Annotated in this window: 18 protein-coding genes and 1 tRNA gene; 12 read left to right on the top strand and 7 right to left on the bottom strand. The window is 72.6% G+C overall.

What is annotated here, in order from left to right:
- Nucleotides 1–84: 84 nt before the first annotated feature.
- Complete coding sequence (locus tag ACWGKT_RS03325) at nt 85–1,242, top strand: SUKH-4 family immunity protein (protein WP_453272261.1); 1,158 nt, start codon at nt 85–87, stop codon at nt 1,240–1,242.
- On the opposite strand, the gene ACWGKT_RS03320 is transcribed toward ACWGKT_RS03325, so the two are convergent.
- Complete coding sequence (locus ACWGKT_RS03320; protein ID WP_453272260.1) at nt 1,197–1,607, bottom strand: MerR family transcriptional regulator; 411 nt, start codon at nt 1,605–1,607, stop codon at nt 1,197–1,199. The two genes, ACWGKT_RS03325 and ACWGKT_RS03320, sit on opposite strands and share 46 nt — an antisense overlap.
- 62 nt (nt 1,608–1,669) lie before the next feature.
- On the opposite strand from ACWGKT_RS03320, the gene ACWGKT_RS03315 reads away from it, so the two are divergent.
- The gene (locus tag ACWGKT_RS03315) at nt 1,670–2,104 is read left to right on the top strand and encodes a hypothetical protein (protein WP_356142767.1); all 435 of its coding nucleotides are present in this window, start codon (nt 1,670–1,672) and stop codon (nt 2,102–2,104) included.
- On the opposite strand, the gene ACWGKT_RS03310 is transcribed toward ACWGKT_RS03315, so the two are convergent.
- The 3 genes from ACWGKT_RS03310 to ACWGKT_RS03300 all read right to left on the bottom strand — a co-directional run bounded on the left by ACWGKT_RS03310 (nt 2,077) and on the right by ACWGKT_RS03300 (nt 2,891).
- Entirely contained in the window at nt 2,077–2,331 is a 255-nt protein-coding gene (locus ACWGKT_RS03310; protein WP_453272259.1) for a hypothetical protein, read from the bottom strand. The genes ACWGKT_RS03315 and ACWGKT_RS03310 overlap by 28 nt on opposite strands.
- Nucleotides 2,328–2,729: a hypothetical protein gene (locus ACWGKT_RS03305; RefSeq protein ID WP_453272258.1), complete on the bottom strand. Its 402-nt coding sequence runs from the start codon at nt 2,727–2,729 to the stop codon at nt 2,328–2,330. Before ACWGKT_RS03305 ends, ACWGKT_RS03310 begins: the two co-directional genes overlap by 4 nt.
- A gap of 87 nt (nt 2,730–2,816) precedes the next feature.
- Nucleotides 2,817–2,891: transfer RNA gene (locus ACWGKT_RS03300), tRNA-Cys, on the bottom strand.
- 177 nt (nt 2,892–3,068) lie between these two features.
- Between ACWGKT_RS03300 and ACWGKT_RS03295 the strand changes: the two genes are divergently transcribed.
- The 7 genes from ACWGKT_RS03295 (at nt 3,069) to dapE (ending at nt 10,776) form a co-directional block, all read left to right on the top strand.
- Nucleotides 3,069–4,505 (top strand): MFS transporter, encoded by a 1,437-nt coding sequence (locus tag ACWGKT_RS03295; protein WP_453272257.1) that lies wholly within the window; start codon nt 3,069–3,071, stop codon nt 4,503–4,505.
- Nucleotides 4,506–4,602: 97 nt separating this feature from the next.
- The gene (locus tag ACWGKT_RS03290; protein WP_356142777.1) at nt 4,603–4,803 is read left to right on the top strand and encodes a hypothetical protein; all 201 of its coding nucleotides are present in this window, start codon (nt 4,603–4,605) and stop codon (nt 4,801–4,803) included.
- Nucleotides 4,800–5,174 (top strand): type II toxin-antitoxin system death-on-curing family toxin, encoded by a 375-nt coding sequence (locus ACWGKT_RS03285; protein ID WP_453272256.1) that lies wholly within the window; start codon nt 4,800–4,802, stop codon nt 5,172–5,174. Before ACWGKT_RS03290 ends, ACWGKT_RS03285 begins: the two co-directional genes overlap by 4 nt.
- 206 nt (nt 5,175–5,380) lie before the next feature.
- On the top strand, nt 5,381–7,171 hold the full coding sequence (locus ACWGKT_RS03280) for a DEAD/DEAH box helicase (protein ID WP_356142893.1): 1,791 nt from the start codon (nt 5,381–5,383) through the stop codon (nt 7,169–7,171).
- Nucleotides 7,172–7,489: 318 nt separating this feature from the next.
- Nucleotides 7,490–8,131, top strand: coding sequence for an IclR family transcriptional regulator (locus ACWGKT_RS03275; RefSeq protein ID WP_453272255.1), 642 nt, complete (start codon nt 7,490–7,492; stop codon nt 8,129–8,131).
- A 126-nt stretch (nt 8,132–8,257) separates the two neighbouring features.
- On the top strand, nt 8,258–9,724 hold the full coding sequence (locus ACWGKT_RS03270; protein ID WP_453272254.1) for an amino acid permease: 1,467 nt from the start codon (nt 8,258–8,260) through the stop codon (nt 9,722–9,724).
- Complete coding sequence (gene dapE, locus ACWGKT_RS03265) at nt 9,721–10,776, top strand: succinyl-diaminopimelate desuccinylase (protein ID WP_453272253.1); 1,056 nt, start codon at nt 9,721–9,723, stop codon at nt 10,774–10,776. Before ACWGKT_RS03270 ends, dapE begins: the two co-directional genes overlap by 4 nt.
- Here the strand turns inward: dapE and ACWGKT_RS03260 are convergent.
- The gene (locus ACWGKT_RS03260; protein ID WP_453272252.1) at nt 10,757–12,301 is read right to left on the bottom strand and encodes a PucR family transcriptional regulator; all 1,545 of its coding nucleotides are present in this window, start codon (nt 12,299–12,301) and stop codon (nt 10,757–10,759) included. The two genes, dapE and ACWGKT_RS03260, sit on opposite strands and share 20 nt — an antisense overlap.
- Before the next feature lie 117 nt (nt 12,302–12,418).
- Here ACWGKT_RS03260 and ACWGKT_RS03255 point away from each other — a divergent pair, with 117 nt between their 5' ends.
- The 3 genes from ACWGKT_RS03255 (at nt 12,419) to ACWGKT_RS03245 (ending at nt 15,142) form a co-directional block, all read left to right on the top strand.
- On the top strand, nt 12,419–13,177 hold the full coding sequence (locus ACWGKT_RS03255) for a chorismate synthase (RefSeq protein ID WP_453272251.1): 759 nt from the start codon (nt 12,419–12,421) through the stop codon (nt 13,175–13,177).
- Complete coding sequence (gene menC / locus ACWGKT_RS03250) at nt 13,174–14,283, top strand: o-succinylbenzoate synthase (protein ID WP_453272250.1); 1,110 nt, start codon at nt 13,174–13,176, stop codon at nt 14,281–14,283. The genes ACWGKT_RS03255 and menC overlap by 4 nt, the downstream gene beginning before the upstream one ends.
- A 67-nt stretch (nt 14,284–14,350) precedes the next feature.
- On the top strand, nt 14,351–15,142 hold the full coding sequence (locus ACWGKT_RS03245; protein WP_453272249.1) for a S16 family serine protease: 792 nt from the start codon (nt 14,351–14,353) through the stop codon (nt 15,140–15,142).
- 7 nt (nt 15,143–15,149) lie between these two features.
- Here ACWGKT_RS03245 and ACWGKT_RS03240 read toward each other — a convergent pair whose 3' ends face one another.
- Complete coding sequence (locus ACWGKT_RS03240; RefSeq protein ID WP_453272248.1) at nt 15,150–16,103, bottom strand: glycine betaine ABC transporter substrate-binding protein; 954 nt, start codon at nt 16,101–16,103, stop codon at nt 15,150–15,152.
- On the bottom strand, nt 16,100–16,918 hold the full coding sequence (locus ACWGKT_RS03235; protein WP_453272318.1) for an ABC transporter permease: 819 nt from the start codon (nt 16,916–16,918) through the stop codon (nt 16,100–16,102). The genes ACWGKT_RS03240 and ACWGKT_RS03235 overlap by 4 nt, the downstream gene beginning before the upstream one ends.
- Nucleotides 16,919–16,923 lie beyond the last annotated feature (5 nt).

Here is a 16,923-nt window from a genome sequence, read left to right as displayed (position 1 = left end):
TCCGACGGGAGGGCGGACGCCGGCCGTGACGTGCCCCGCCGGGGACTGAGCACGACGAGGCACGACCGAAATCGCGGGGGAGCGATGAGCACGACCGACGCCGGTGTCGCGGCGATCACCCTGACCGAGGACCAACTCGGTCTGTACGTCACGCACGCGCCGACGCGCGACCTGCTGACGGGTCCCGGACTGCCCGGCAGCAGCGGCCTGTTGACCTTCGAGCCGCTGCGCACGGCGGGCCTGCGCACCCTCGCGGACGCGGCGGACGGCCCCTCACGGCTGGCGGAGGAGCTGCGCGACCGGCTGGTGATAGGGGAGCTGGTCGGCCCGGCGGGCATGCTGCGCGAGGCGGTCCTGCTCGACGGCGGCACGGGCGAGATCAGCGCCGCGCACCTCTTCGCCCCGGACCCGCTGCCTCTCGCGTCGTCCCTGGCGACCCTGCTGCGCTTCGCGGCGGTCACGGAGGAGCTGGCCGGTCTGCGCGGTCGTTTCGCCTCCTTCGCCGGGCAGCACGGCCCGAAGGTGGCGAGCGAGGTGTCCCGCCGGCTCCTCGCCCTCTTCGAGGAGGGCGCCGACGGTCAGGTGCCGCCCTACTGGAAGGCGGCCGCGCTGATCCGCCCCCTCGCCCTGGCCGCGGGCCCCGGCGGGGACTTCGGCCTGACCCTGGACGTGCCGGCCCGCCTCCTGGACCAGGAGTTCGGACAGGGCCGGGTGGCCCGCTTCGAGGAAGTCGACTTCCCGGCCACGCTCACCCACGAGCCGACCCGCCGGTTCCTGCGCGAGACGGGCCTGCCCGAGGACGCGGTCCTCTTCCGGCTGGACACGGACGTCCCCCTGCCGACCCTGGCGGAGTACTACGAGGACGAGCGAGCCGGCGCATACCCCCTGGACGCCCTCCCGGCCCACGCCGACCACCTCATACGTCTCGGACACCTGGTCGAGGACAACAGCCTGGTGGTCGACGGCAGGACCGGCGCCGTCCTGAACTTCAGCGAGCCCGAGGCGAGCCTGAACCCCCTCAACACGGACGTCTCCACGCTCGCGTACACCCTCTGGCTCCTGCACCACGAGCGCACGATCGACGCCCACCTGGGCCATGAGCTGACCACCGAGGCCTACGCCCAGCTGGCCGCCACGATGCTCCACACCCTGGCGGCCGTCGACCCCACCGCCGCGACGACGGACGCCGCGTGGCACTACTGGACGGAGACCTTCCAGGACGAGGCGGGCGGCGTCCTGTGACCGCCGGTTGCGCCGTCCGCCCGTAGCGGGCACCCGGTGCCGACCCGCGCACCGAGCTCGTCCCGCAGGGCGGCGAGTTCGGCCATCCGCTCGTCGATCACCCGGATCTTGTCCTCGAACAGTGCCGACAGCGCCGTGGCGGAGTCCGGCGCGTCCCGCAGCTGCGCACCGTGCCGGGCGATCTCGGCCAGCGAGAAACCGAGGGCCTGGGCCGTGCGGACGTACAGCAGCCAGGGCACCGTCTCCGGCGGAAAGTCGCGGTAGCCGTTGGCCAGCCGCCGCCCCTCGACGAGGCCCACCTTCTCGTAGAAGCGAAGGGTGTCCCTGGTCATCCCGGTCTGCTCGGCCAGCTCACCGATACGCATGATCCCCCGTCGGATCGTGGGCTTGACCTTGGACAGTACTCCAGTGTTTAGCGTCGGGCGTCGTGAACCGACTCCTTTCGCCTTCCCGTCCCGCCTACCTCCGCCTCGTCCGGGCCAGCGCCTGGTACGACCTGGTCGTCACCGCGGGTTTCGCGACACCGTGGACCTACGCGCTGCTGCACGACGCCCTCTCCTTTCTGGGCGAGGCCACCGGCCTGGGCACCCTGCCCGCCCTCGACCCGATGCAGACCCTCTACGCGAACCTGATGGGCTCGGTCGTGGTGATCTGGTCCCTCCTGCGGCTCACCCGCCCCCTCCCCGTCCACGGCCTCTACGACGGCGCCGCCCGCACCCTCTTCGCCCTGTGGCAGGCCTACGCCCTGACCACCCAGGGCCTCCCCGCCCTCCTGTGGCCCTTCTTCGCACTGGAGACAGCCTTCGGGGCCGCCCAACTCGTCCCGTGGTTCCGTCAGAGGGACTGGAGCAGTGCTGTGTAGGCCCCTCCCGCGCTCCTGCCCTCGGCCGTTCCCGCGGGGGTGTGGGACAGGATCGCCGCCGGTACGAGCGGCACGAAGATCAATGCCTGCACCCCTTCCGAGGTGCCCAGCGATATCGACGGCAGATGAACCGGGCCGTCCTGGACGACGGCGGCCAGCAGGAAGAACAACCGGAGTCCGGCCGGCAGGTGAGTGTGCACCCGCCGCGCCTTGAGCCACCAGGTCATGACGCCCGCTCGCACGCGGAGGCGACGGTGCGCCGGAACCAGTCCGTCTGGTCCGCGACGTCCAGGTCGAGAACCTTGCCCACCCGCGCGCGCAGCAGCTCCCGCTTCCGCGCGGTGAAGTCGGGTTCGGTGGACAGGCGCCGGAGGTAGACATCGCCCTGGCCGACCTTCATGGACACCCAGTAGTAGACGAGGCGGGCGGCCTCCGTCGCGGGCGGCGCACACTCGAAGCGAACCGCCGCGCGGGCGACCTGGTAGGGCGTCGTACCCGCCGCTTGGCTCTCGCCGAGCGGGAAGTGCCAGTCGGTGGTCGTGGACGGCGCCGGGTACCGCGCCGCGGCGAGCGTGTCCGTCAGCGTGGCGGGGTGGGCGTCGATACCCGCTTTTCTTCGCCCCACGGGTATCGGTCGGCAACGGCTTCCAGTACTACGACATCTGGGGCTGAGAACGACAGGTGAGCGAGGCATTTTGCCTGCTCGGAGCAGTGGAGGCCGTGGCGGGAATCGAACCCGCGTAACCCGCTTTGCAGGCGAGTCCCTGAGCCACTCGGGCACACGGCCGTGTTGATGGATCGACCGTAGGCAGGGGTGGGGGAGCGGCTCAAGAGGTGGGGCGGGGCTGCAACAGGACTGCCATGCCGCGTTCACGAAGGGGCGGGGGGACTACGACCAAGGTCTCAGCGGGAGGGGGACTCGCGACAGGGGCGAAACGGGCTCGTGGGACTTACTCTGGCGACCATGACCGCCCTTGAGCCGCGCGACGCCGGAGTCGCCGAAGAGCCTGCTGACAGAGCCGACGAGCGTGTGCTCGGGCGGGCGTACCGGGCCCTCAGCGTCGGGATCGTCTCCGTCGTGCTGCTCATCGCGTTCGAGGCGACCGCGGTGGGCACCGCGATGCCGGTCGCGGCCCGGGAACTGGGCGGGGTGTCGCTGTACGCGTTCGCCTTCTCCGGGTACTTCACCACCAGCCTGTTCGGCATGGTGCTGTGCGGTCAGTGGTCGGACCGGCGAGGTCCGCTGGGCGCCCTGACCACGGGGATCGGCGCCTTCGCGGCGGGGCTCGTGGTTTCCGGGACCGCCGGGACGATGTGGGTGTTCATCGTGGGGCGGGCCGTGCAGGGGTTCGGCGGCGGGCTGGTGATCGTCGCGCTGTACGTGATCGTCGGCCGGGCCTATCCGGAGCGGCTGCGGCCGGCGATCCTGGCCGCCTTCGCCGCCGGATGGGTCGTACCGTCCATCGTCGGGCCGCTCGCCGCGGGAGCCGTGACCGAGCACCTCGGCTGGCGGTGGGTCTTCCTCGGCATACCCGTACTGGTCGTCTTCCCGCTGGCGCTCGCCCTCCCGCAGATACGACGCCGCGCGGCCGGTCCCGTGAGGGGGACGGAGACGGGCGGCTTCGACCGGCGGCGCATCCGGCTCGCCCTGGGCATCTCCCTCGGAGCCGGGCTCCTGCAGTACGCCGCGCAGGACCTGCGGTGGGCCTCCCTCGTCCCCGGTGTCGCCGGCGCCGCCCTGCTCGTACCGGCCGTGCTCGGACTGCTGCCCCGCGGTACCTACCGGGCCGCGCGCGGGCTGCCGTCCGTCGTGCTGCTGCGCGGCGTGGCCGCGGGGTCCTTCATCGCCGCCGAGTCCTTCGTACCGCTGATGCTCGTGACCCAGCGCGGGCTGTCGCCGACGCTGGCCGGGTTCTCCCTGGCCGCGGGCGGGGCGACCTGGGCGCTGGGGTCGTGGGTGCAGTCACGGCCGCGGGTGGAGCCGTACCGGGAGCGCCTGATGACCCTGGGGATGGTGCTGGTCGCCTGCGCGATCGCCGCCGCGCCCAGCGTGCTCGTGCACTCCGTGCCCGTCTGGATCGTCGCCGTGACCTGGGCCTTCGGCTGCTTCGGGATGGGGCTCGTCATCGCCTCGGCCGGCGTGCTCCTGCTCCGGCTCTCCGCCCCGGAGGAGGCCGGCGCCAACTCCGCCGCCCTCCAGATCTCCGACGCCCTGTCCAACGTCGTCCTCCTCGCCGCGACAGGCGCCGCCTTCGCGGCCCTGGGTGGCGGCACGGCGGCCTCCACCGCCGCGGACGCCGGCTCCGGCGCGCATCCCGCCGCGTTCGCCGCCGTGTTCCTGCCCATGGCGGTGGTGGCGCTCGTCGGGGCGTGGGTGACCACCCGGGTGCGGGTGCGCTGAGCCGCCCGGCAACGGGCGGGGCGTGCCGCGAGAGGACCGGCCGCGGGCGTCGTAAAAGCGTTCGCCGCCCGTCGGCCCCGGCACCTACCCTCCCCTCATGCACCGGCTGACCCTCCCCCTCGACCCCGCCACCCGGCAGACCCTCGACGACCTCGCGGACGCCCAGGGGCGTGCGCCGGAGGAGTTGGTCCTGGAGGCCGTGCGCAGGTATCTGATCGAGGAGGGGCTGGTCGTGCGGGCCGCCGCCGAGCGGCTGGCCGGGGCCCACGCCGACCTGCTGAGGAGACTCGGCGAATGACCCGTCACCTCACCGTCGCCGAGGTCACCGCCCTCGCCGAGGTCGCCTTCGGCGGACGGGCCCCGGAGGCCCGCGAGCCCGGGCTGCTGGCCTCGGCCGTGCACCGGCCGCGCGCCCGGATGTTCGGTGCGGCGGCCTACGCCGACCTGTACGAGCAGGCCGCCGCGCTGCTGCACGGCATCGCCGCGAACCACCCCCTCGTCGACGGGAACAAGCGCACCGCCTGGCTGGCGGCGGCCACCTTCCTCGCGGTCAACGGGGTCGATCTCGCCGATGTCGACCAGGACATGGCGTACGGCCTGGTCATCGACGTGGCCTCCGGCAAGGAGAGCGACGTGGGCGCGATCGCGGGACGGCTGCGTTGTCTGTGACGTGGATCCCACCCGCGGGCGACCCGGCCACGACCACGCGTTGACACCACCGTGCCGCCGGTAGGGTGGCCCGGTTGTCATACGTAGCCGAGCCACCCGCCGCCGCCCCGAACGGCGCGCGACCCGACCCATCCACGGAGACCGTGACTACTGCCCGCCCGTCACCCGCCACCACCCTCAACGGAGTGCCCTCCGGGCCCGCCCCCATGTCTGCTTCCTCCTCGCACTCCCACCACCTGTCCCCGGCCTTCCCGGGCCGCGCCCCCTGGGGCACCGCCAGCAAGCTGCGTGCCTGGCAGCAGGGGGCGATGGAGAAGTACATCCAGGAGCAGCCGCGCGACTTCCTGGCGGTCGCGACCCCCGGCGCCGGTAAGACGACCTTCGCCCTCACCCTCGCCTCCTGGCTGCTGCACCACCACGTCGTGCAGCAGGTGACCGTGGTCGCGCCCACCGAGCACCTGAAGAAGCAGTGGGCGGAGGCGGCCGCGCGGATCGGGATCAAGCTCGACCCCGAGTACAGCGCCGGACCTCTCGGCAAGGACTACGACGGGGTCGCGGTCACCTACGCCGGTGTCGGCGTGCGCCCGATGCTGCACCGCAACCGCGTCGAGCAGCGCAAGACCCTGGTGATCCTGGACGAGATCCACCACGCCGGCGACTCCAAGTCCTGGGGCGAGGCGTGTCTGGAGGCCTTCGAGCCGGCGACACGGCGGCTCGCGCTCACGGGTACGCCCTTCCGGTCCGACACCAACCCCATCCCGTTCGTGGCGTACGAGGAGGGGCAGGACGGGATCCGGCGGTCCGCCGCCGACTACACCTACGGGTACGGCAACGCGCTCGCCGACCACGTCGTCCGGCCCGTCATATTCCTCTCCTACAGCGGCAACATGCGCTGGCGGACCAAGGCCGGTGACGAGATCGCCGCCCGGCTCGGCGAGCCCATGACCAAGGACGCCGTCAGCCAGGCCTGGCGCACCGCCCTCGACCCGCGCGGCGAGTGGATGCCCAGCGTGCTGCGCGCCGCCGACCAGCGGCTGACCGAGGTCAGGAAGGCCATCCCGGACGCGGGCGCGCTCGTCATCGCCTCCGACCAGGAGTCCGCGCGCGCCTACGCCAAACTGATCCGCGAGATCACGGGAACCCGGGCGACGCTCGTGCTGTCCGACGACGCCGGCGCGTCCGGCCGGATCGACGAGTTCAGCGGCAGCAACGACCGCTGGATGGTCGCGGTCCGCATGGTGTCCGAGGGCGTCGACGTGCCCCGGCTCGCCGTCGGGGTGTACGCCACCACCATCTCCACGCCCCTGTTCTTCGCCCAGGCCGTGGGCCGTTTCGTACGGTCCCGGCGGCGCGGCGAGACCGCCTCGGTGTTCCTGCCGACCATCCCCGACCTGCTCACCTTCGCCAACGAGATGGAGGTGGAACGGGACCACGCCCTCGACAAGCCGAAGAAGGAGGGCGAGGAGGACCCGTACGCCGAGTCCGAGAAGGAGATGGAGGAGGCGAACAAGGAGCAGGACGAGGACACCGGCGAACAGGACATGCTCCCGTTCGAGGCCCTGGAGTCCGACGCCGTCTTCGACCGGGTGCTGTACGACGGCGCCGAGTTCGGCATGCAGGCGCACCCGGGCAGCGAGGAGGAGCAGGACTATCTGGGCATTCCGGGCCTGCTCGAACCCGAGCAGGTGCAGCTGCTGCTGCAGAAGCGGCAGGCCCGGCAGATCGCGCACAGCCGCAAGAAGCCCGACACCGAGGCCGACCTGCTCGAACTGCCCGCCGAGCGGCGGCCGGTGGTCAGCCACAAGGAGATGATGGAGCTGCGCAAGCAGCTCAACACCATGGTGAGCGCCTACGTCCACCAGAGCGGCAAGCCCCACGGGGTCATCCACACCGAGCTGCGGCGGGTGTGCGGGGGGCCGCCGAGCGCCGAGGCGACGCCGGGACAGCTCAGGCAGCGGATCGCCAAGGTGCAGGAGTGGGCCACCCGCATGCGGTGACGCTCCGCCGGGTTCGGGCCCGTGAAGTGTCAGTTGCGTTCGTGCGATGTACGTATACGGACGAATGTTGGCAGTTCAACTCTGCCACTGCCCGGATTCTGGACGGAGGCTTCCGCTCAGCGAACCGGCTTCGCTACTGTCCCGCTACGCACACGCCCCGTGGCAGCGCCGCCGCGGAGCGCAGCCGTGAAGCGACTGGGTCCGGAGCCGCCGGGCCGTCCTGCCGATCGGCGGCCTCTGAAGCGCGTCGTTGACGGGACTCTGCGACGCATCCGCCGCGAAGGGGTTGCCGACCTCACCACCTAAGGAGTGGGCGTCGTGACCGCGGAGACCTCTCAGACGCTCGACCGGGGACTGCGTGTCCTCAAGCTGCTGGCCGATACGGACCACGGCCTGACCGTCACCGAGCTGTCCAACAAACTGGGCGTCAACCGGACCGTGGTGTACCGGTTGCTCGCCACGCTGGAGCAGCATGCGCTCGTCCGCCGTGACCTGGGCGGACGGGCCCGGGTCGGACTGGGTGTGCTGCGGCTGGGGCGCCAGGTGCATCCGCTGGTACGGGAGGCCGCGCTGCCCGCGCTCAGGTCGCTGGCCGAGGACATCGGGGCGACCGCTCATCTCACGCTCGTGGACGGCACGGAGGCACTCGCCGTGGCGGTGGTCGAGCCGACCTGGACGGACTATCACGTGGCGTACCGGGCCGGGTTCCGGCATCCGCTGGACCGGGGCGCCGCGGGCAGGGCGATCCTCTCGGCGCGGCAGTCGCCGCTCGCGGAGCCCGGATACACCCTCACGCACGGCGAGTTGGAGGCGGGCGCCAGCGGGGCGGCGGCGCCCCTGCTCGGGGTCACGGGGGTCGAGGGCAGCGTCGGTGTCGTGATGCTGGCGGACGCCGTACCGGAGCGGGTGGGACCACGGGTCGTGGACGCGGCACGCGAGGTCGCCGAAGCGCTGCGCTAGCCGCGAATTGTTTGGCCGATGCGTAAATCGGCTCCCCTCAGGTTTGGTCGATTCCCTCACCCCGGCTTCGCCGTCCCTCCGCATCATCAGGGGCCATAACAGCCCCACGGCGGAGGGAACGACACGGTGGACACAGTCGGAACACGGCCCCGGGCCGGACAGGAGACGAGCACGGCGGCCCGCCTCACCCGGCGACAGGCCGTCGGCGCGCTCGTCGGTGAGGCCGAGGGCAGCCCGCTCAAGCGGACCATGGGGGTCGCCCAACTCACGCTGCTCAGCGTGGGCGCGACCCTCGGCACGGGCATCTTCGTGGTGCTCGGGCAGGCCGTCCCCGAGGCGGGTCCGGCCATCGTCGTCTCGTTCGTGCTGGCCGGGGTGACCGCGCTCTTCTCGGCCCTGTCCTACGCCGAGCTGGCCGGCATGATCCCGGGCTCGGGTTCCTCGTACAGCTACGCCTACGCCACGCTCGGGGAGTTCGTCGCCTGGGTGTGCGGCTGGTGTCTGATCCTGGAGTACGGGGTGTCCGTGGCCGCGGTGGCGGTGGGCTGGGGACAGTACGTCAACGAACTGCTCGACCTCACCCTCGGTGTCACCCTGCCCGAGTCGCTCAGCGCGCCGCCCGGCCTCGGCGGCACGCTCAACATCCCGGCCGCCCTCATCGTCGTCCTCGCGATGGTCGTGCTGCTGCGCGGCTCGAAGGAGAGCGCCGTCGCCAACACGATCATGGTCGCGGTGAAGATCGCCGCCCTGGTGATGTTCTGCGCCGTCGCGTTCACCGCCTTCCACGCCGGGAACTTCCAGCCGCTGTTCCCGCTCGGCGCCGCGGGCATGAGTGCCGGCGCCGCCTCCCTCTTCTTCTCCTACATCGGCTTCGACGCCGCCTCCACCGCGGGCGAGGAGGCCAAGAACCCGCAGCGGGACCTGCCGCGCGCCATCATCCTGTCCCTCGTCCTGGTCACCGCCCTCTACGTCCTCGTCGCCGTCGCCGCGCTCGGCGCCGTGCCGTGGACGAGGTTCGAAGGGACGAAGGCCACGCTGAGCCAGGTGCTCGTACAGGCCGTCGGCGGCGGGAACGTCTGGCCGATCCTGCTCTCCGTCGGTGCCGTCGTCGCCACCACCAGCGTCGTGCTGACCGTGCAGTACGGGCAGATCCGCATCCTGTTCGCGATGGCCCGGGACGGTCTCGTGCCGCCGCTGTTCGCCAAGGTCCACCCGCGCACCGGGGTGCCGCGCGCCAACACGGTCATCGTCTCCGGCTTCATCGCGGTGCTCGCCGCGCTCGTCCCGCTGGGCAGCCTCGCCGACGCCACCAGCATCGGCACCCTCTTCGCCTTCATGCTGGTCAACCTGGCGGTCGTCATCCTGCGCCGGCGCAGCCCCGAGGCATCCCGCTCCTTCCGTGTCCCCTTCTCCCCGGTCACGCCGCTGCTCGGCGTCGCCTTCTGCGCCTACATGCTGTTCAGCCTCGGCGCCGACACCTGGATCGCGTTCGGGGCGTGGATGGCGGTCGGGCTCGTCGTCTACGGCCTCTACGGCATCCGCCACTCCAAGCTCGCCGCCCCGTCCGACCCGCTCCCGCAGGACCTCGCATGACCCTCCTCGACCTGAGAGCCGACGTCGTCGACCTCACCCGCGCCCTCGTCGACCTCCCCTCCGAGAGCGGGCAGGAGGCCGCGATCGCGGACGCCGTGGAGGCCGCCCTGTGTGGGCTTCGTCACCTCACCGTGGAGCGCGTCGGCAACTCCGTGATCGCCCGCACCGACCTGGGCCGCACCCGGCGCGCGGTGATCGCGGGCCATCTGGACACTGTCCCGGCCGCCGGGAACCTCCCCTCCCGGCTCGCCGACGACCGCGTCCACGGACTCGGCGCCTGCGACATGAAGGGCGGGGTGGCCGTGGCCCTGCGCCTCGCGGCCACCGTCCCGGACCCGGCCCTCGACCTCACCTACGTCTTCTACGAGTGCGAGGAGGTCGAGGGCGACCGCAACGGGCTCGGCCGGATCGCCGCCGAGCGGCCCGGACTTCTCGAAGAGGCCGATCTCGCCGTCCTCATGGAGCCCTCCGACGCGGGCGTCGAGGCCGGCTGCCAGGGCATCCTCGGCGCGGACATCGTCGTCCGGGGCGAACGCGCGCACACCGCCCGCGCCTGGAAGGGCGTCAACGCCGCCCACAAGGCGGCCCGGGTTCTGCAACGTCTCGACGACCACACACCGGAGCGGGTCGTCATCGACGGTCTGGAGTACCGGGAGGGGCTCGGCGCGGTCGCCGTGCGCGCCGGGGTCGCCGGGAACGTGGTGCCCGACGAGTGCGTCGTCACCGTGAACGCCCGCTTCGCGCCGAGCCGTTCCGCCGAGGAGGCCGAGGCGTACGTGCGCGGGCTCTTCCCCGAGTACGAGGTCCGGGTCACCGAGGTCGTGCCGGGTGCCCTGCCCCGGCTGGAGCGGGTGGCCGACCTCGTCGCCGTGCTCGGCGCGCGGCCCCGGCCCAAGCTGGGCTGGACCGACGTGGCCCGGTTCGCGGCGCTGGGCGTACCCGCGCTCAACTACGGGCCCGGGGACCCCTCCCTCGCCCACACGGCGGGGGAGTACGTCCCGGTGGCGCACCTGCGCGCGTGCGAGGAGCGCCTCAGGAAGTGGCTCCTCTGAGGCCCGCGAGGACCCTCAACTGGAGCCACAGCATCAGCCGTTCATCGGGATCGTCCAGATCGATCCCGGTGTGCTGCTGGGCTTGTCGCAGGCGGTAGCGGCAGGTGTTGGGGTGCACGGCGAGCAGCTTGGCCGCGCCCGCCATGTCGCAGCCCGCGTCCAGCCAGCAGACCAGGGTGCGGGCGTAGTCCGTGCCGTGCTCCGCGTCGTACGCCAGCACCCGCCGCCACGCGCCCGCGCTCAACTCCCGCCGCTGAGACAGCAGTTCCGCCAGGCGCAGCAGGCTGATGCGCGGGCGCACCTCGTCGACCGTCGCCACCGGCAGGTGCCTGTCCAGCACCCGCAGCACCAGGTCCGCGTCCGCCCGCGAGTCCACCACCCCACCGACGTCCGGGACCACTTCGCCCAGCGCGGCCCGCACCGGCACCCGCAGCGCCTGCCCGGCCCGCGCCACGATGTCCTCCGCGAGCGCCCGATGCCGGGCGCCGGGTCCGGGCAGCAGCGCGTACACCACCCCGTCGACCAGCACGCACGCGTGCCGCCCGTAGCGCGCCTCGCACTGCAGGCGTACGACGTCCAGCAGGCGCAGCGCGGTCCGCTCGGCGTCGGGCACGCTCGCCGCGGAGTCCAGGACGAAGGCCGCCACGCGCAGCGAGCCCTCAAGTCCCAGCCGCTGGGCCGCCGTCGACGCGTCGGCCGTGCCCTCCAGCAGTCGGCGCAGCAGGTCGCTGTTCTGGTGGCGGGCCAGTTCCTGCGCCGCCCGGGCCCGCAGCAGGAGCAGCGCAGCCGTGGACGCGCCCTGGGCGAGGGTCTCCTCCGCGTCGGGCGCGAGCGTGCCGCCGTCGACCACCCAGACCGAGCCGAGCGTCTCGCCGCCCGCGCGGACGGGCATCGCCAGCCGGGGCAGGTCCGCGTCCCGCAGCGCGGGCAGCCGCACCGGCCGGTCGGCGGCGAACAGCACCCGGTACTGCTCGGTGTTCTCCGAGCTGGCCGGCACCTGGAGGCCGAGGATGCCCTGCCGGCGGTCCTCGTCGACGGCCTGGCCGGCGACGGTCGAGTAGGCGAGGATCCGCTGCCGCGGGTCCTCGATGGCGGTGGCCCCGCCGGCCGCCGCCGCGATGGCGTCGGCCAGCGCGAACAGGTCGCCGAGGCCGCTGCCGGACGCGGCGGGCCGGGCCCCGATCGCGGACGCCAGCAGCAGGTGCACGTGGTGCCAGGCCGCGTCCTCGTCGACCGACAGCAGGGCCACGCTCCGGGCCTCCGCCTCGCCGACCGGCCCGTCCGGACCCCGCACCACCACCCCGGTCATCCCCGCCTCCGCGGCGGCCCGCACCAGCGGCCCGGCCGCCGCCGCGCGCACCCCGACCGCCAGGAGCAGCGCGCCGGGCAGATGAGGGAGCGGCGCGTGGGCGTCGTACAGCAGCACCTCGGCGACCGGCACGGTCAGCCCGGCGGGGGCGGTGTGCAGGCGGACGGAGGGGCCGCCGATGACGTCGAGGAGGTCGCCGAGCGTGCAGGCATCCATGGTTCTCACCTTCGCGAGGGGCCGAGGCTTCGCGATTGGCCGATCTGAAAACGAACGTACGCGCGTGTTGGCCGCTCGCACAACACGAGGCCGACCTCCGCCTCCGACACTCGGACCATGACAGGAGTCACCATCCGTACCGTCCACGACGTCGCCGGCATCGCGGCCGTGACCCGCTACTTCTGCGAGGTCTGGCAGACGCCCCACGACGCGCCCCCGTACCCGGCCGAGGTCCTGCACAGCCTGGTCCACGCGGGCGGTGCCGTGCACGCCGCCCACGACGGGGACCGGCTGGCCGGGGCGTCCGTGGCGGTGTTCGGCCCGGGCCAGGAGACCTACTCGCTGGTCGCCGCCGCCGACCGGGGCCTCGGGTACGCGGTGAAGCAGGCCCAGCGGGAGTGGGCCCTGGACCACGGCGCCCTCACCATGCGCTGGACCTTCGACCCGCTGGTCGGCCGCAACGCCCGCTTCAACCTGGTCAAGCTGGGCGCCGTCGGCACCGAGTACCTCACCGACTTCTACGGCCCCATGACGGACGGCGTGAACGACGGCGACGAGAGCGACCGGCTGACGGCGACCTGGGACCTGACGGCGCGGCCGCGGTCGTACGACACCGGGGACCGCGAGGCCGCGCCCGTCATGGCCTTCGCCCCCGACGGCGGCCCTCTCGTCCGCCGTGACCGCGCCGACCGGTACCTGTACTGCCGGGTCCCGGACGACATCGTGCGGCTGCGGGCCGCCGACCCGGCGGCGGCGCTGCGCTGGCGGCACGCCGTCCGTGAGGTGTTCACGGAGGCCTTCGTGGAGGGGTTCGTGGCGGCGGGCATGTCCCGCGAGGGCTGGTACACGCTCGGCCGGAAGGAGGACGTGGCGTGAAGCTCGAACGCGTCGAGATCGTCCACGTCGCGATCCCCCTGGTCACCCCCTTCCGCACCTCCTTCGGCACGATGACCACGAAGGACACGTTCCTGCTCCGCGTCGTCACGGACGCGGCCGAGGGCTGGTCGGAGTTCGCCGCCGACCCCGAGCCGCTGTACTGCTCGGAGTTCGTCGCCGGCGCCGAGATCGTGCTCCGCGACTTCCTGCTGCCGCGCGTCGCCGCCCTCCCCGACCTCACCACGGCGGCGCTCGCCCCCGCGACGGCGAAGATCAAGGGGCACGAGCTGGCGAAGGCCGCGCTGGAGACGGCGGTCCTGGACGCGGAGCTGCGCGCGCACGGCATGCCCCTCGCGACCTACCTGGGTGCTGTACGGGACCGGGTGCCCGCCGGTGTCTCGGTCGGGATCAAGGACTCCGTGCCCGAGCTGCTGGACGACGTCGAGCGCTTCCTCGCCGAGGGCTATGTCCGGATCAAGCTGAAGATCGAGCCCGGCTGGGACGTCGAGCCGGTACGGGCGGTCCGCGAGCGCTTCGGAGCGGAGCTGCCCCTCCAGGTGGACGCCAACACGGCCTACACCCTCGCCGACGCCGAGCACCTGCGGCGCCTGGACGACTTCGGGCTGCTGCTGATCGAGGAGCCGCTGGAGGAGAACAACCCGCACGCCCATGCGCGGCTCCAGCAGCGCATCGCCACCCCGGTCTGCCTGGACGAATCCCTGCACAACGCGCGCGACACGGCCTCCGCCATCGCGATGGACGCCTGCCGGGTGGTGAACGTCAAGCCCGCCCGGGTCGGCGGCTACCTGGAGGCCCGCCGCGTCCACGACGTGGCCCACGCGCACGGACTGCCGGTGTGGTGCGGCGGCATGCTGGAGACGGGCATCGGCCGCGCCCCGAACCTGGCCCTGGCCGCCCTCCCCGGCTTCACCCTCCCGGGCGACACCTCGGCGTCCTCCCGCTACTTCGCCGAGGACCTCACCGAGCCCTTCGTCCTCCAGGACGGCCACCTGCCGGTCCCGGCCGGCCCCGGCATCGGCGTCGAGCCGCTCCCGGACACCCTGCGCCGCTTCACCCGGCACCGACGGGACCTGTACGGCGGGTGACCGACCGGGCACGTACCCGCGCCGACCGGCACCTGGCCGGAAGTCGGCGTCACGTTAGATTGATCCTGTGCTCTCTCGTCTCACGCGCCCGAAGGCCGTCGCCGTCTGCGCCCTGCCCGTCGCGGCCCTGATCGCCACGGCGGCCTTCGCGCCGCTGCCCTTCGCGGTGGCGCAGCCCGGCATGACGGCGAACGTGCTCGGCGAGAACAAGGGCACCGAGGTGATCACGATCTCCGGCGCGCCGACCCGGCCGACCGACGGGCAGCTGCGCATGACGACGATCGAGGCGACCGCCCCGGACACGGACGTCACGCTCGCCGACGTGATCGGCAACTGGTTCCGTACGGACCGGGCCGTGATGCCGCACGAGGCGGTCTACCCGAGCGGCAACACCGTCAAGGAGATCGAGCAGCACAACGCCGAGCAGATGAAGCAGTCCCAGGACGCGGCGACCCAGGCGGCGCTGAAGTACCTCGACCTGAGCGACCAGAAGGTCGACGTCACGCTGAAGCTGGCCGACGTCGGCGGGCCCAGCGCGGGCCTGCTGTTCTCGCTCGGCATCGTGGACAAGCTGCACGGTGACGGCAGCGGCGGCGACCTCACGGGCGGCCGCACCATCGCCGGCACCGGGACGATCGACGCCGCGGGCAGGGTCGGCGCGGTCGGGGGCGTGTCCCTGAAGACGCAGGCCGCGCGCCGGGACGGGGCGACGGTCTTCCTGGTGCCGAAGGCCGAGTGCGGCGAGGCCTCCTCCGAACTGCCGAAGGGCCTCCGGCTGATCCCGGTGACCACCCTGAACAGCGCGGTGGACTCCCTGATCGCCCTGGAGAAGGGCAAGGGCTCGGTACCGAGCTGCTAGGCCCTCCTTACTTCACGAACCCCTGCTGCTTCATCCACTCCAGTGCCACCTGGTGCGGGTCCTGCCCGTCGACGTCCACCTTCGCGTTGAGCGTGCGGGCGACGGTGTTGTCGAGCCTGGCCGTGACGGGGTTCAGGACGTCGGCGATGGCGGGCCACTTCTCGAGCGTCCCGGAGTTGATCTCGGGAGCCGCGTTGTAGTTGGGGAAGAACTGCTTGTCGTCCGCCATCACCGTCAGGTTCATGGCGTCGATGCGCCCGTCGGTCGTGTAGACCTCCCCGAAGCGGCAACTCCCCTTCGCCGTCTGGGTGTAGATGATCCCGGTGTCCATCTGCGTGACCCGGGACGCGGGCACGTTCATCCCGTACGCCTTCTCCATCCCGCGCAGCCCGTCGGTCCGGTTGGCGAACTCGCCCTCCACGCACAGCGTCACGGATCGGGGATCGGACTTGGCGAGCGCGGCGACGTCCGAAAGGGTCCGTATGCCGTACTTCTTGACCAGCGACTGGTTCGTCGCGAGGGCGTAGGTGTTGTTCAGCCGGGCCGGCGGCAGCCAGCTCACCCCGTTGCGCACGTCGGCGTTGCGCACCGCCTCCCACTGGTCGTACGGGTCGGGGATCGGCTCGCTGTTGCCCTGGTACGAGATCCAGGCGGTGCCCGTGTAGTCGTACATGGCGTCCGCGTCCCCGCTCCGGACCGCCTCCCGCGCCCCGATCGAGCCCTGGATGCCGGTCCGGTCGATGACGCGCGCGCCGGCCGCCTGGAAGGCGATGCCCATGATCGAGCCGAGCACGAGGCTCTCCGTGTCGGCCTTCGAGGTGACCGTGAGACGGGCGCCCTTCAGCGGCTCGCCCCGCCCGATCGAGCCGGGCCGCACGGAGTCGACCATGGGGGAGCCGCTGGAGAGCCCGCAGCCGCCGACGAGCACACCGGCCAGCAGCAGACCCGCGGCGCGTCTCACGTCTCCACTTCCAACCCGCGCGGTCGCAGCAGCAGTTCGGCGAGCGAGGCCAGCCAGTCGACCAGCAGGGCCAGGGTCACGGTGAGGACGGAGCCCAGCACCAGCACCGGCATCCGCTGGGCGGTGATGCCCGCGGTGATCAGCACGCCGAGGCCGCCGCCCCCGCCGAAGGCCGCCAGGGTCGCGGTGCCGACGTTCAGGACCAGCGCCGTACGCACGCCCGCCAGGATCAGCGGGACGGCGAGGGGGAGTTCGACCTGCCGGAGCACGCCCAGCGGTGACAGGCCGATGCCGCGGGCTGCCTCCAGGAGGGTCGGGTCGTTCCCCTTCAGCCCGGCGATCGTGTTCGACAGGACCGGCAGCACGGCGTAGGCGGTGATGCCGATCAGGGACGGCGTCATGCCGGTGCCGAGCCAGATCACCAGCAGGGCCAGCAGACCGATCGCCGGGGTCGCCTGGCCCATGTTGGCCAGCGCCCGGACGAGCGGGGCGGCCCGGCGGAACCTTCGGCGGGTCAGCAGGATGCCCAGCGGGATCGCGATGACCAGCACGAAGAAGGTCGAGATCACGGTGAGTTCGATGTGCTGCCACAGCGCCTTGGACACCTGCCCGCCGGCCAGCGCGTTCCGGGAGATCGCGTCCAGGTCGGCCCGTTCGAACCACAGCCAGGTCGCCAGCATGAGGGCCACCAGGGCGGTCGGCAGGAAGGTCAGCTTCTGCCAGGTGACGTGCGGGCGCGCCGGGCCGGGCGCGGGCGGGGCGCCGGTCGCCGGCCCCGCCTCAGGGCGCTGCGTCAACTCGGCGATCTCCTCCAGGTCGG

This window comes from Streptomyces sp. NPDC054794 (assembly GCF_053611585.1).
Note: the sequence above shows the minus strand (reverse complement) of the source record. Positions and strands in the feature narration are given on the sequence as shown.

Excerpts from the sequence above, each read along its gene's own strand:
- ACWGKT_RS03325 (WP_453272261.1), top strand. The coding sequence starts at position 85 with ATGAGCACGACCGACGCCGGTGTCGCGGCGATCACCCTGACCGAGGAC.
- ACWGKT_RS03320 (WP_453272260.1), bottom strand. The coding sequence starts at position 1,607 with ATGCGTATCGGTGAGCTGGCCGAGCAGACCGGGATGACCAGGGACACC.
- ACWGKT_RS03310 (WP_453272259.1), bottom strand. The coding sequence starts at position 2,331 with ATGACCTGGTGGCTCAAGGCGCGGCGGGTGCACACTCACCTGCCGGCC.
- ACWGKT_RS03295 (WP_453272257.1), top strand. The coding sequence starts at position 3,069 with ATGACCGCCCTTGAGCCGCGCGACGCCGGAGTCGCCGAAGAGCCTGCT.
- ACWGKT_RS03290 (WP_356142777.1), top strand. The coding sequence starts at position 4,603 with ATGCACCGGCTGACCCTCCCCCTCGACCCCGCCACCCGGCAGACCCTC.
- ACWGKT_RS03285 (WP_453272256.1), top strand. The coding sequence starts at position 4,800 with ATGACCCGTCACCTCACCGTCGCCGAGGTCACCGCCCTCGCCGAGGTC.
- ACWGKT_RS03280 (WP_356142893.1), top strand. The coding sequence starts at position 5,381 with ATGTCTGCTTCCTCCTCGCACTCCCACCACCTGTCCCCGGCCTTCCCG.
- dapE (WP_453272253.1), top strand. The coding sequence starts at position 9,721 with ATGACCCTCCTCGACCTGAGAGCCGACGTCGTCGACCTCACCCGCGCC.
- ACWGKT_RS03260 (WP_453272252.1), bottom strand. The coding sequence starts at position 12,301 with ATGGATGCCTGCACGCTCGGCGACCTCCTCGACGTCATCGGCGGCCCC.
- ACWGKT_RS03255 (WP_453272251.1), top strand. The coding sequence starts at position 12,419 with ATGACAGGAGTCACCATCCGTACCGTCCACGACGTCGCCGGCATCGCG.